General features: G+C 64.7%; 13 protein-coding genes. 1 reads left to right on the top strand and 12 read right to left on the bottom strand.

All coding sequences use genetic code 11. From position 1 onward, the window contains the following. Positions 1–5: 5 nt before the first annotated feature. The 6 genes from ACSQ22_RS22870 to ACSQ22_RS22845 form a co-directional block, all read right to left on the bottom strand. Positions 6–854 (bottom strand): DUF429 domain-containing protein, encoded by an 849-nt coding sequence (locus tag ACSQ22_RS22870; RefSeq protein ID WP_436131652.1) that lies wholly within the window; start codon positions 852–854, stop codon positions 6–8. Beyond that, positions 851–1732, bottom strand: a complete 882-nt coding sequence (locus ACSQ22_RS22865) for an EamA family transporter (RefSeq protein WP_436131651.1) — start codon at positions 1730–1732, stop codon at positions 851–853. Before ACSQ22_RS22865 ends, ACSQ22_RS22870 begins: the two co-directional genes overlap by 4 nt. Before the next feature lie 248 nt (positions 1733–1980). Further along, positions 1981–2403, bottom strand: a complete 423-nt coding sequence (locus ACSQ22_RS22860; RefSeq protein WP_055399097.1) for a BLUF domain-containing protein — start codon at positions 2401–2403, stop codon at positions 1981–1983. A 2-nt stretch (positions 2404–2405) separates the two neighbouring features. Then, complete coding sequence (gene folE, locus ACSQ22_RS22855; RefSeq protein ID WP_055399357.1) at positions 2406–3134, bottom strand: GTP cyclohydrolase I; 729 nt, start codon at positions 3132–3134, stop codon at positions 2406–2408. Between the two features lie 197 nt (positions 3135–3331). Beyond that, positions 3332–4570, bottom strand: coding sequence for a cardiolipin synthase ClsB (gene clsB / locus ACSQ22_RS22850; protein ID WP_436131650.1), 1239 nt, complete (start codon positions 4568–4570; stop codon positions 3332–3334). A 133-nt stretch (positions 4571–4703) separates the two neighbouring features. After that, positions 4704–5441, bottom strand: a complete 738-nt coding sequence (locus tag ACSQ22_RS22845; RefSeq protein WP_055399101.1) for an endonuclease/exonuclease/phosphatase family protein — start codon at positions 5439–5441, stop codon at positions 4704–4706. Positions 5442–5617: 176 nt separating this feature from the next. Here ACSQ22_RS22845 and ACSQ22_RS22840 point away from each other — a divergent pair, with 176 nt between their 5' ends. Further along, on the top strand, positions 5618–7363 hold the full coding sequence (locus ACSQ22_RS22840; protein WP_436131649.1) for a tetratricopeptide repeat protein: 1746 nt from the start codon (positions 5618–5620) through the stop codon (positions 7361–7363). 6 nt (positions 7364–7369) lie between these two features. Here ACSQ22_RS22840 and nudB read toward each other — a convergent pair whose 3' ends face one another. From nudB to ACSQ22_RS22810, 6 genes are all read right to left on the bottom strand, one after another. Next, positions 7370–7852, bottom strand: a complete 483-nt coding sequence (gene nudB / locus ACSQ22_RS22835) for a dihydroneopterin triphosphate diphosphatase (RefSeq protein ID WP_436131648.1) — start codon at positions 7850–7852, stop codon at positions 7370–7372. Between the two features lie 18 nt (positions 7853–7870). After that, a complete protein-coding gene (locus tag ACSQ22_RS22830) occupies positions 7871–8686 on the bottom strand; it encodes a CsgG/HfaB family protein (protein ID WP_369801375.1) in 816 nt (271 codons plus the stop codon). A 154-nt stretch (positions 8687–8840) separates the two neighbouring features. Continuing rightward, positions 8841–10643 carry an aspartate--tRNA ligase gene (aspS, locus tag ACSQ22_RS22825; RefSeq protein ID WP_121507410.1) on the bottom strand — a complete coding sequence of 601 codons (1803 nt, stop codon included), beginning with the start codon at positions 10641–10643 and terminating at the stop codon, positions 8841–8843. Between the two features lie 40 nt (positions 10644–10683). Then, positions 10684–11307 (bottom strand): DUF502 domain-containing protein, encoded by a 624-nt coding sequence (locus tag ACSQ22_RS22820; RefSeq protein ID WP_055399363.1) that lies wholly within the window; start codon positions 11305–11307, stop codon positions 10684–10686. Between the two features lie 9 nt (positions 11308–11316). Next, positions 11317–11661, bottom strand: coding sequence for an FmdB family zinc ribbon protein (locus tag ACSQ22_RS22815; protein ID WP_436131647.1), 345 nt, complete (start codon positions 11659–11661; stop codon positions 11317–11319). Positions 11662–11802: 141 nt separating this feature from the next. After that, the coding region (locus tag ACSQ22_RS22810; RefSeq protein ID WP_436131646.1) for a group II intron maturase-specific domain-containing protein at positions 11803–12497 on the bottom strand (695 nt) is incomplete at its 5' end.

Genomic DNA, 12497 nt, shown 5'->3' with positions numbered 1-12497 from the left:
GTCAGTCAGGGCTTATCCGCCGTGACGATCCAGCCTTCCAGCGGGTCGAGCCCCGGCGGCAGACCATAGAGTGCGTCGCCCTCAGCATGGTGCTGCTCGGCCCAGGCGGCTTGCAGCAGGCACAGCACAGCGTCCAGGCTGTCGCCGCTGGCGTCCTGCACCAACGCATCGCGCTGGGCGTGGCTGAGCTTGAGGCGCAGGTCCAGGCGGGTCTGGCCCAGTTCCAAGGCGTTGATCAGGTCCTTGCGGGCAATGAGGCGATCCGGCGTCTGCTTGGCGCGGTCGTCGCTTTTGTAGCTGCGGCGCTGCAGCACCTCGCGCGCCAGCAGGCCGGGGTAGGCCTCCAGCGCCACGCGGTGAGGGGCGCCAGGGTGCAGGCCGGGCAGGTGCACACCCGCATCCAGCAGCAGTGGCAGGCCCGCGTGCAGCATGTAGGCCACGGGCGGATTCACCCATTTCATGGAGGGGCTGGAGCCTGCGGGCCCATCGGTGGCGCGGTGGGCAAACTTGCCGCCCACGGGGCGCGCATCGCAGAACGCCGCAAACTGCGCGCGGATCTGCTCGCGGCTGAGGCTGCGGTAGTGCAGCATGCAGGCATGCCAGTCGGTGGGCCAACCCAGCGCCTGCACCAGCTCGCGCGGCAGGCCAAAGGGCAGGTCGAACCCGCCCACCCAGTCGCCGGGCTGGGCCAGCCACTGGCCGAACGCGGCCAGGGTGTCGAACGGCTGCAGCGCGGTGAGCGACACGCGCGCGCCCTGGCGCTGGCCCAGCGCCAGCACGATGGGTTTGCGCCGCGTGGGGCTGCTGGAGAAGTCGCAGCCCAGCAGCAGGGTTTGTGGTGCGGCGGCCGTCATCCCAGTGCCAACGCCGTGACACCGGCCGCAATACACAGCGCGCCAAAAATGCGCGCCACGCGGTCACCCTCGCCCAGCAGGTGCCCGCCAATCAGCGCTGCAAACAGCATGGACACCTCGCGCGCCGGGGCCACGTGCGACAGGGGCGCCTGCTGCATGGCGTACAGCACCAGCACATAGGCCACCGGGCTGACCACCGCCACGGCCAGCGCAAAACGCCACTGGGCCAGCCAGAGCGTTCGGGCCGTGGGCAGGTCGCGCAGCACCACGGGCGCGAGCAGGCCCACGCGCACAAAGTTGCCCATGTAATCCACCAGGATGGGCGACATCAGCAAAAACTTGACCGCATAGCCATCGACCACCGTGTAGCTGGCAATGAACGCGCCTGTGAGCAGGCCATACAACATGCCCTTGTGCACCCGAGCCCGCGCAGCGGGGTCGTGGGCGGCGCGCAGCAGGCCCGGGCCGCCCGCAATCAGAAACACGCCCCCGACCACACCCACGATGCCCAAAGCGCCCAGCGCGGAGATCTGCTCGCCCAGCAGCGTGATGGCCACCAGCGACGACAAGAGCGGCCCCGAGCCGCGCGCCAGCGGATAGACCACGGTGAGGTCCGCCACACGGTAGCCGCGCAGCAGGATGACGAAGTACGCCACATGCAGCAGCCCGCTGGCGGCGACAAAACCCCACTCCACCGCACCCCACTGCGGCACGGCGTCGCGCCCCAGGTACCAGCCCAACGGCGCCCAGACGAGCATCATGATCACCGAGGTGAAGAACGCAAACCGCGAGTCCCCCCCGGCCTTCTTGGCCACGATGTTCCAGCACGCGTGGATGAGGCCGGCGAGGATGATGAGGGCGAAGGCGGTGAAGGTCACGGTTCAGAAAGAGAGAGGGCTTTTGAATGCAAAAAGCCGCAGCGCTGTAGCGGCTGCGGCTTGGAGGGCGCGAAAGGGTCGATCGATTGAAGGGCTGAATATCGCTCAAGGCATCTGCAACTGGCGCGACCCAAGCCGGGAGCCACCGTGCAAGGGCCGCCCCGCCGCACTGGTGGCGTCCCCCTGCCCGCACCGCCCAGCGGTGCGAGAGCGGGGGGAAGGCGCGCAGCGCCTCAGGGGGGTGATCTCTAAGCTCTTCCGATGATGGAGGCCGTGGCCATCAACTCTTCGAGCAACGCAAACGACACCTTGCCCGACACCGCATACGGGTCCAGTTCGGGCTTTTCGGAGTATTTCAGCAGGATCGAGTGGTTGATCTTGGACAGGTTGACCTGTCCCATGGTCCAGCCACCAAAGCGGCGCTCGGCAATTTCTTCGTAGTGCAGCAGTTCCACGTTCTTGTGGCGCGGGTCCTTCTGGATGTGGCCATACAGCTCGCTCACCGCAGAGCGTCCGCCCTCGATGGCTTGCAGAAACACACCGCCCCCATAGCACAGCACGCCGGTGATGCCGCTGCCTGGGTTGTGCTGGCGCGACTGCGTCAGGATGGCTTCGATGGCGGCGGGCGAGGTATCGACCGCGCGACTGGCGTAAAGCAAGCGTACCAGCATGGTCAGTTCTTTCCAGGAATGAGGGACAAAAATTCACGGCGCAAAGCGCTGTCCTTGAGGAACACGCCGCGCATGACCGAGTTGATCATCCGGCTGTCGTTGTCCCGCACACCGCGCCAGGACATGCAGAAGTGGCTGGCTTCCATGACGATGGCCAGGCCGTCGGGCTGGGTCTTTTCCATGATCAGGTCGGCCAGTTGCACCACGGCTTCTTCCTGGATCTGGGGGCGGCCCATGATCCAGTCCACCAGGCGTGCGTATTTGCTCAGGCCGATCACGTTGGTGTGCTCGTTGGGCATCACGCCGATCCAGATCTTGCCGATGACGGGGCAGAAGTGGTGGCTGCAGGCGCTGCGCACGGTGAGCGGGCCCACGATCATCAGTTCGTTGAGGTGCTCGGCGTTGGGGAACTCGGTGATGGGCGGCTGCGCCACGTAGCGGCCCTTGAACACCTCGTTGAGGTACATCTTGGCCACGCGGCGCGCGGTGTTGTTGGTGTTGTGGTCGCCCTGGGTGTTGATCACCAGGCTGTCGAGCACGCCCTGCATCTTGACTTCGACCTCGTCGAGCAGCTTTTCCAGCTCGCCGGGCTCGATGAATTCGGCAATGTTGTCATTGGCGTGAAAGCGCTTGCGGGCGGCGGCAAGGCGTTCGCGAATCTTCACGGAGACAGGCGTGCCTTCATCATCCGGCGGGGTGGGCGTCATATCGGCGGCGGGTTGGCTAGACATGGCCAGAATCGTAACAGCGAACGCTGGCGCATGGATTTCAAGGGTTTTAGGCATCCAGCGCTTGATAGACAAGCGCAAATAGCTACCAAAACAATAGCACAATGCCTTGCAGGATTCCGTCGTTCATGCCACCTGCCCACGGCCCAGGCGCAGGCAAATGGCACGTCCGGGGCGCGCAGCACCCCATGGGTGCCTGCTCAATACCTGTTTCCGGTAACCCACAACGCCAGCCGCATGAGGCCAAAGGCAACGCGGTCGAGTACGCGCTGGCGCAGGGGGCGGCCTGCGTACCGGGCCGGGTCCATGCGCCGACCGGCATGCTGCATGGCATGCACCAGGCGCTGGCGCAGGTCGGTGGCAAAGGCGGCGTCTTCCACCACCACGTTGGCCTCGCGCGCCAGCAGCAGGCTCAGGGGGTCGAGGTTGGACGAGCCCACGGTAGCCCAGGGTTTGTCGCCCAGCGCGTCGATGACAGCCACCTTGGCGTGCAAAAAGCTGGGCGCGTATTCATGTATCTCCACCCCCGCCTCCAGCAGCGCGCCATACACCGGCCGCGCCGCGTGGTACTGCATGAAGTACTCATAACGCCCCTGCAGCAGCAGGCGCACGCGCACGCCCCGGCGCGCTGCCATCACCAGCGCACGGCGCAGCTTGCCGCCGGGCATGAAATACGCGTTGGCGATGATCACTTCGTGCCGCGCCGCGCCAATGGCCTTGCGGTAGGCCTTCTCGATGCGGCTGCGGTTGCGCACGTTGTCGCGCAGCACCAGCGCAGCCCGCATGGGCGGGCCTGCCTCGGCGACCCGGGCCGCGTGCTGGGCGGCGCTGGCCGCGCGCAGGGCCTGCAAGGCCTCAGGCAGGCGGCGCTGGCGCGCGTCGCGCACGGCCTGCATGCGCCACCACAGCTGGTCCATGGTCTCGCTGGCCGACGCCACCAGGCTGCCCGTGGCCAGCACCGCAAAGTCGAAACGCGGCGCATCCAGCGTGCCGTAGTTGGGGTCGTGGAAATCATCCAGCACGTTGATGCCGCCGCAAAACAGCATGCGCCCATCGACCACACACAGCTTGCGGTGCAGCCTGCGCCACCGGTGCGGCAGCAGCAACCCCAGCGGGCCGAGCGGCGAGTACACGCGGTATTGCACGCCGGCCGCCTGCAGGCGCTGCGCCCAGTCGTGCGGCAAGGCGCCGGTGCCCACGCCATCCACCACCAGCTGGGTGCGCACGCCGCGCGCGGCAGCCCGCATCAGCGCCTCGGCCACTGCAGCGCCTGCGCCAGTGAAGTCAAAGATGTAGGTCTCGAACTGGATGTCCGACAAGGCCGCATCCATGGCCTGGATCAAGGCAGGGAACAGCTCCTCGGCCCCCTGCAGCAGGCGCACCTGGTGGTCATCGGCAAACTCGAATCCGCGCACCGTGGCGGAAGACTTTCTTCTCATCTCTGCAGGCCGCCACCAACTCGCGGCGAAACTGGCGCGGCCAAGGCGCGGGACACCAAGCAAGGGCCGCCCCGCAGCGTGGGTGTCGTCCCCCTCAGGGGGAAGGCGCCGAAGGCGACACAGGGGGGGAGCGTCACAGCCTGAACTCGGCAATCAGCGGCAAATGGTCGGACATGCGCCACCAGATGCGGCCCTTGGGCACGTGCAGGGACAGCGGCGTCAGGCCCCGCACATAGACATGGTCCAGTTGCGCCAGCGGCAGCCGAGCCGGGTAGGTGAAGGTGCGCGGTGCATCAAACTCGTACAAAAAATAGCCCGCGAGCATGCGCTTGATCTGCTGGCCCCAGTCGTTGAAGTCTCCGGCCACCACCAACGGGGCGCCACCGGGCACCTCGCGTTCGATAAAACGCTGCAAGCGTTCGATCTGGCGAATGCGGCTGCCAGGGATGAGCCCCAGGTGCACCACGATCACATGCACGCGGCGGCCATGGGCATCCACCTCCACATGCAGCAGCCCCCGCTGCTCGAAGCGGTGGTCAGAGATGTCTTCGTGCTGGTGGCCGATCACGGGCCAGCGCGATAGCAGGGCGTTGCCGTGCTCGCCGTGTTTGGTGATGGCGTTGGTGCGGTACACCGCCTCGTAGCCCTCGGGGGCCAGGAACTCGGCCTGGGGCAACTCGGGCCAACGCTGGAAATACGCCTGTTCCCGCCGGTGAAGTTTGCGCACCTCCTGCAGGCAGACGATGTCGGCGTCGAGCTGCTCCACCGCCAGCCCCAGGTTGTGGATCTCCAGCCGGCGCGCCGGGCCAATGCCTTGTACGCCCTTGTGGATGTTGTAGGTGGCCACCCGCAGAATGTCGTCGTGTTCCATGAGCCTCATCGGAGTAGTTGAGCGCGCTTGCCAGTCCCCATGCCGGGCCTGCGATGGGGGATTGTGTCGCAAGCCGCGCACGCAGCGGGTTTGCCCGGCATTTGCGCCGTGCGGGTCGCCCTTACACTGGGGGCTTCCCCTATCCACGCCAGCAGCAGGGCCGGTACACACCACCGATGGCAACCGAGAAAGAACAATCCGCCCCACCCCAGGTGCTGGCCTTGATTGTTGACAGCAATGCCACATCACGCAGCATTCTGGTGGGGCAGCTGCGTGAGTACGGCGTGACCCGCATCGTGCAATGCAGCCGTGTGCAGGACGCACGCAACCGGCTGGAGCACACCGTGTTTGACTACGTGCTGTGCGAACAATACTTTGGCGAAAGCGGCTACTCGGGCCAGACCTTGCTGGACGATCTGCGGCGCGCGCAGCTGCTGCCGTTTTCCACCGTGTTTTTCATGGTCACGGCCGAGGCGTCGTATGCCGCCGTGGCCGAGGCCGCCGAGTCGGCGCTGGACGGGTATCTGCTCAAGCCCTTCACCCCCAGCGCACTGTTTGAGCGCCTCAGCCTGGCGCGGCTGCGCAAGATCCATCTGCGCCCCATTTTTGACGCCATCGAGGCCGAAGATTTTGAGCGTGCCGCCCAACTGTGTGTGGAGCGATTTGAGTCTCGCCAACCCTATTGGCTGTATGCCGCGCGCATTGGCTCCGAGTTGCTGCTGCGCCTGGGTCGCCACGACGAGGCCCGCACGCTGTTTGAAGCCGTGATCGCCGCGCGCGCCCTGCCTTGGGCCAAACTGGGCGTGGCCCGCGCGCAGATCGAGTCGGGCCAGGCGGCGCGCGCCGTGACCACCTTGCAGGAGCTGATTGGCGAAGACGCCTCGTTTGCCGATGCCTACGACGTGCTGGGCCGGGCGCAGGTGGAGCTGGGCAATTTCTCGCAGGCCATCGAAACCTACCGCACGGCCAGCGGCCTGACGCCCGACTCGGTGGTGCGGCTGCAGAAGCTGGGGATGATGTCGTATTACATGGGCGACCGCGAAACCGCCACCAAGGTGCTGGCGCGGGCTGCCATCCTGGGCATCGACTCCAAGCTGTTTGACTTCCAGTCGCTGGTGCTGCTCACGTTCTCGTACTTTGCCGAGAACGACCGCAAGGGCATCGAACGCTGCATGGCCGACTTTGGCCGCATTCTGGAGCGCCACCAGGGCAGCGCCCGCGTGCTGCGTTTTGCCGAGGTGGCCCGCACGCTGCAGCTCATCCAGCAGCGGCAGTTCTCGCAAGCAGTGGAGTCGGTGCGCAGCATGGCACGCGAGATCACGGCCAGCAGCTTTGATTTCGAGGCCGCTTGCAACCTGGGCAGCCTGCTGGCGGTGCTGGCCGTCACGTCGATTGATCTGGCCGACGGCGAAGGCTGGGTGCGTGCGCTGGGCATGCGCTATGCCAACACGCGCGGCCTGACCGAGCTTCTGGCCAACGCCTGCAACCTGCACACGCCGTATGGCGACCTGGTGCGCGAATGCCTGGTCCACATCAACAAAACCGCCGAGGCCGCCATCGCGCAAAGCCTGCACGGAGACCCGACCGGTGCCGTCCATCATCTGCTGGCAGAGGCCGAGCGAACGCTCAACTCCAAGCTGGTGGACATGTCCCAGCAGGTGCTGCTGCGCCACCGGGCACGCATGGCCTCGCCCGAGCCATTGCAGGAGGCCATTGACACGCTGCGCGCCCGCGTGGGCTCCACCCCGGCACGGGCTATCCTGGGGCAGGACAGCGAGCGGCGGCCCGGGGGGGTGGTCATCCGCGCACGCAGCATCGCCGACGAACCCACACGCATTCCCCCGCCACCACAAGACAGCCTGGCACCAGATCCAGCCGACCCGTCCGACCCCGCAGCGCCATTGCGCCTGCGGCCCGTCTGACGGGCTTCAGTCCGCGTGCGTCTGAACCAGCCGGGGCAGCAGCAGGCAGGCTTCCGCGTTAGAAGCGGAGAAACAGGTGTCCGCAGCGACCTGCCAGGGCAGCCACTGGTATGCATCGTGTTCGCGCGGACTGAGCACCACCGGTGTACCCCGGGGCACTCGAAGTCCAAACACCCGCTCGCGATTGCGCACGACCCCCGGGGCGTATCGGTGCAGCCATTGCGGCCAGATGTCGTAGACGTTCTCCAAGGCCCAGTCGGTCAGCAGGCAGCCGGGCGCCCGCGCGTCAATGCCGGTTTCCTCGGCCACTTCGCGGCGGGCGGTTTCTTCAAAAGGCTCATCAAAGCGGTCTTTACTCCCGGTGACAGATTGCCAGTGCCCATCACCGCCCGTGCGGCGAATCAGCAGCACCTCCAGGGCGAGCGTGTGGATGACCACCAGCACCGACTCTGGAAGCTTGTAGGGCCTGTGCTGCGCTGTCGGCACCATGGGCGACACCTTCCCTCTTTACCCGGCCTTGGAACGCGGGGCTGAAGTGGTGGGAACGGGCGGCGGCAGCTCCTTGGCCTGCAGCGCCCTGACCTGCACCACCAACTGGTTGTGCGCGTCCAGGAAGGCAGCGGCAATGACCTTGCCCTCGTTGGTATTGCTCCAGCCCGCACCCGCTGCGCCCCCGAGCTTGCCGAACACGAGCCCGCCCACGCCCAGGTCAGTGGTGCGTGCAGACCCGGTGGCGGCGGCAACCTGCTCGGTGGTTTCGTTGTCGGACAGCAGCAGTGCCGTTTGCGCCTCCTTGAATTTGACTTGCTCCACCATGCCGGCCAGGCCCGCGATGTCGCGCAGCACCGGAATCATGGCAATCACGCCCGCCAGACCCCGTCCCGCGTCCTGCTCACTGAACGTGAGGCTGGGTGTGAGCGTGTACTGCGCCTCGTAGCCCTTGCCCTTTGCCACGGTGGAGTTGTTCTTGCGCAGCACGCCGGAGTCCTTGAGGTCCTGCTCCTGGATGGTTCCGCGCAGCCCGGCCGACCGGTCCACCACACGAAAGCAGCCACTTTGCTGGGCCAGCAGCTTGACCAGGGGCACGGGGGATGGCGGGAGGCTGTAGCCCGAACCCATGGTGTAGCCGCTGGGGTTTTCTGCCAGCGCCAGCGTGGCCACGGGCGCTTCGCAGCGCACCAGTTCGCGCGCAGCGTTGCTGGCTCCCGCCGGCCCTGCCGAGCCAGTGACCACGGAACCGCCCTGGCCCAGTTCGGTCTTCTTTTCACCGCAACCTGCCAGGGCCAGCAGCACGGCGCCCATCCACAAAGCCCGGGTCGTCATTGAACGCATGGAAAGTGTCCTTTCAGTGCCAGAGCCACATCGCCGAGGGCGCGGGCTGGCCAAGAAAAAAGCGGCGCAGGCTGCCAAGCCCTTGCCGCTTTGTCGTGCGATGCCACGAGAGTGGATCCGCGCCGGGTTCGGGGAAAGCCCCGGATCAGGCTGCCTTGACAGCGTCGATGTTGCGCAGGCGGATGTGCAGCTCGCGCAACTGCTTTTCGTCCACGGGCGAAGGCGCCTGCGTGAGCAGGTCCTGAGCGCGCTGGGTCTTGGGGAAAGCGATCACGTCACGGATCGATTCCGCACCGGTCATCAGCGTGATGAGGCGGTCCAGACCGAAGGCCAGGCCACCGTGTGGGGGCGCGCCGTACTGCAGGGCATCCAGCAGGTAGCCGAACTTGGCCTGTGCGTCTTCGGGTGTGATCTTGAGCGCATCGAACACCTTCTTTTGCACATCGGCGCGGTGGATACGCACCGAGCCACCGCCCAGCTCCCAGCCGTTGAGCACCATGTCGTAGGCCTTGGCGATGCACTTGCCGGGATCAGTGGCCATGAACTCTTCGTGGCCGTCCTTGGGGCTGGTGAAGGGGTGGTGCACGGCCGTCCAACGGTCTTCTTCCTCGTCGTGCTCGAACATGGGAAAGTCCACCACCCACAGCGGCGCCCAGCGGTTTTCAAAGAGACCGCTCTTCTTGCCGAACTCGCTGTGGCCGATCTTCAGTCGCAGCGCGCCGATGGAATCGTTGACGATCTTTTCCTTGTCGGCACCGAAGAACAGCAGGTCACCGTCCTGCGCACCCGTGCGCTTGAGGATTTCAGCGATGGCCGCGTCATGCAGGTTCTTCACGATGGGCGACTGCAGCCCTTCGCGGCCCTGGGCCACTTCGTTGACCTTGATCCAGGCCAGGCCCTTGGCTCCGTAGATTTTCACGAACTCGGTGTAGGCATCGATCTCACCGCGCGAGATCTGTGCGCCGCCTGGCACGCGCAGGGCAACCACACGCCCGCCCTTGGTGGTGGCGGGAGCAGAGAAGACCTTGAAGTCCACGTCCTTCATCACTTCGGTCAGCTCGGTGAATTCGAGCTTTACGCGCAGGTCGGGCTTGTCCGAGCCAAAGCGGAAAGCCGCTTCCTGGTAAGTCATGATCGGGAATTCGCCCAGGTCCACGCCCAGTTGCTGCTGGAACACCTCGGTGATCATGCGCTGGAAGATCGCACGGATTTCTTCTTCGCCCAGGAACGACGTCTCGCAGTCGATCTGCGTGAATTCGGGCTGGCGGTCGGCGCGCAGGTCTTCGTCGCGGAAGCACTTGGTGATCTGGTAGTAGCGGTCGTAGCCAGCCACCATCAGCATCTGCTTGTAGAGCTGGGGCGACTGGGGCAGCGCGAAGAACTGGCCGTCGTGCACGCGGCTGGGCACCAGGTAGTCGCGCGCGCCTTCGGGCGTGCTTTTGCCCAGCATGGGCGTTTCGATGTCGATGAAGCCTTCCTTGTCCAGGAAGTTGCGCACCTGGATGGAGGTCTTGTAGCGCAGCATCATGTTGCGCTGCATGTGCGGGCGGCGCAGGTCCATCACACGGTGCGTGAGGCGCGTGGTTTCCGACAGGTTCTCGTCGTCCATCTGGAACGGAGGCGTGACCGAGGGGTTGAGCACGTTCAGCTCATGGCACAGCACTTCGATCTGGCCGCTCTTGAGCTTGTCGTTGGTCGTGCCGTCAGGGCGGGGGCGCACCAGGCCCACCACCTGCACGCAGAACTCGTTGCGCACGTCTTCGGCGGTCTTGAACATCTCGGCACGGTCGGGGTCGCACACCACCTGCACGTAGCCTTCGCGGTCGCGCAGGTCGATGAAGATCACGCCCCCATGGTCACGACGACGGTTCACCCAGCCAGACAGGGTAACGGTTTGGCCCATCAGGGCTTCGGTCACAAGACCGCAATAGTGGGAACGCATGGCCATGGCAGAAACTTCCGGCGCCCAAGGGGCGCGTTAAAGGGATTTACTTACTGTGGGAAACAAGCGTGGGGTCAGCCGGAGCGACCACGCCCATCGAAACAATGTATTTGAGGGCGGCGTCCACGCTCATGTCGAGCTCGACGCAGTCGCTCTTGCGCAGCATCACAAAATACCCGCCAGTGGGGTTAGGCGTGGTGGGCACATACACGCTCACGAATTCATCGCGCAGGTATGCCGCCACCTCGCCATTGGGCGCGCCAGTGACGAAGGCCACGGTCCAGACGCCCTCGCGCGGCCACTGCACCAGCACGGCCTTGCGAAAGGCATTGCCGCTTTCGGAAAAAAGCGTGTCGGACACCTGCTTGACGCTGGAATAGATCGAACGCACCACCGGGATGCGGTGCACCACCGCATCACCCCACTGCACGAGCTTGCGGCCCGCGAAGTTGCTGGCGACGGCACCGACCACCAACAGGATCAGCAGCGTGAGAACCACGCCAAAGCCCGGGACGTGAAAGCCCAGCAGCTTGTCGGGATGCCATGCAACAGGCAGGATTTGCAGGGTCTGGTCCAGCGTGCTCACGATCCAGTTGAGCACCCAGGCCGTGATAACCCCTGGCACGATCACCAGAAGGCCGGTCAACAGCCACTTGCGCAAGGCAGCCATGAGGGTCACTCAGCTCGCAGAGGAGGTGGAAGTGGTAGAACTGCCACCAGCGCTTGATGCTGCTGCACCAGATGTTTCTTTTTTAGGAGCATCACCAGAACTTGCCGGCGCCGCGGCCTCGGTTTTCGGTTCTGTCTTGCTGTCCGTCGCAGGGGCAGAACTGCCGCCGCTGCCACCGCGAAAATCGGTCACATACCAGCCCGAGCCCTTGAGCTGGAAGCCAGCCGCTGTGACCTGCTTGGAAAATGCTTCCGCGCCGCAGGCGGGGCACACCGTGAGGGGCGCATCAGAGATTTTTTGCAGCACATCCTTGGCATGGCCGCAGGAGCCGCATTTGTAGGCGTAAATAGGCATGTCAGTGTGTTGAGGGAAAGTGGGAGGGTAGGGACAGCCCATTACTGGACCATCCCCCCCTAAGAACCGTGCGTGCGACTTTCACCGCACACGGCTCAAGCACAACTCAGTCCAGCAATAAGCAAAACACGCGATTTTACTCTACGCGCCTTTCTTATCCTGGACCCTAAGCCTTGTTGAGGCCGGCTTCGCGACCGGCAACCCAAGGGCATGCAGCCTCTGATGGCACACCGGGTGCAGGAGCACCCGGTTAGACATAGCGTCCGACCCGCCATTCACCTTGTAAACAATGTGATGATCGTGCCAGCCGCCCTCATGATCGAGCAATTCCGTGCAGAGTGCACAGCGCCCGTCCTGGGAGATATACAGCATTGACGCTTCGTAACGATGGCGCAGACTCTTTGCCGTGCGTTTCGTCCGCAGCATCTCTCCATATTCCTCCCAGACAGGATCAAAGGGGTTGTAGTCTCCTTTGATCTTTTCATGCCTTTCAATCACTGTGTCGCTTAATCGCGCCAACCGTTTCATGATCGGTTCGTCTTCTGTACCTACTTTGGTTGCGAACTCTGTCCTTTCACCAATGACCTTCCAGTAACGTTGGGTGCACCAGCTTGGGGACTTCTTCGGATGTCGCCTCCTCGCCCAGCGGACAAGCCGCCAGTAGATGAGGTAGTCCATCCGACTGAACGTCTCTTTCGCGACCACCGGTTGGTGATACCTAGCCCAGCCCCGAAGGATTGGGTTTAGTTGCGCAATGAGATCCTCCTGTTTCGTCGATAGATGCGTCCGCACGATTTCCGATACCTTTCGGTAAAACGCTTTCACGTTTTTCTTGC

Origin of the sequence: Acidovorax sp. LjRoot38 (assembly GCF_964252975.1) — a bacterium.
GTDB lineage: Bacteria > Pseudomonadota > Gammaproteobacteria > Burkholderiales > Burkholderiaceae_C > Acidovorax > Acidovorax facilis.
Note: the sequence above shows the minus strand (reverse complement) of the source record. Positions and strands in the feature narration are given on the sequence as shown.

Coding starts and splice junctions, on each gene's coding strand:
- ACSQ22_RS22870 (WP_436131652.1), bottom strand. CDS start 854: ATGACGGCCGCCGCACCACAAACCCTGCTGCTGGGCTGCGACTTCTCC.
- aspS (WP_121507410.1), bottom strand. CDS start 10,643: ATGGCCATGCGTTCCCACTATTGCGGTCTTGTGACCGAAGCCCTGATG.
- clsB (WP_436131650.1), bottom strand. CDS start 4,570: ATGAGAAGAAAGTCTTCCGCCACGGTGCGCGGATTCGAGTTTGCCGAT.
- ACSQ22_RS22815 (WP_436131647.1), bottom strand. CDS start 11,661: ATGCCTATTTACGCCTACAAATGCGGCTCCTGCGGCCATGCCAAGGAT.
- nudB (WP_436131648.1), bottom strand. CDS start 7,852: ATGGTGCCGACAGCGCAGCACAGGCCCTACAAGCTTCCAGAGTCGGTG.
- ACSQ22_RS22845 (WP_055399101.1), bottom strand. CDS start 5,441: ATGGAACACGACGACATTCTGCGGGTGGCCACCTACAACATCCACAAG.
- ACSQ22_RS22820 (WP_055399363.1), bottom strand. CDS start 11,307: ATGGCTGCCTTGCGCAAGTGGCTGTTGACCGGCCTTCTGGTGATCGTG.
- ACSQ22_RS22860 (WP_055399097.1), bottom strand. CDS start 2,403: ATGCTGGTACGCTTGCTTTACGCCAGTCGCGCGGTCGATACCTCGCCC.
- ACSQ22_RS22830 (WP_369801375.1), bottom strand. CDS start 8,686: ATGACGACCCGGGCTTTGTGGATGGGCGCCGTGCTGCTGGCCCTGGCA.
- folE (WP_055399357.1), bottom strand. CDS start 3,134: ATGTCTAGCCAACCCGCCGCCGATATGACGCCCACCCCGCCGGATGAT.
- ACSQ22_RS22840 (WP_436131649.1), top strand. CDS start 5,618: ATGGCAACCGAGAAAGAACAATCCGCCCCACCCCAGGTGCTGGCCTTG.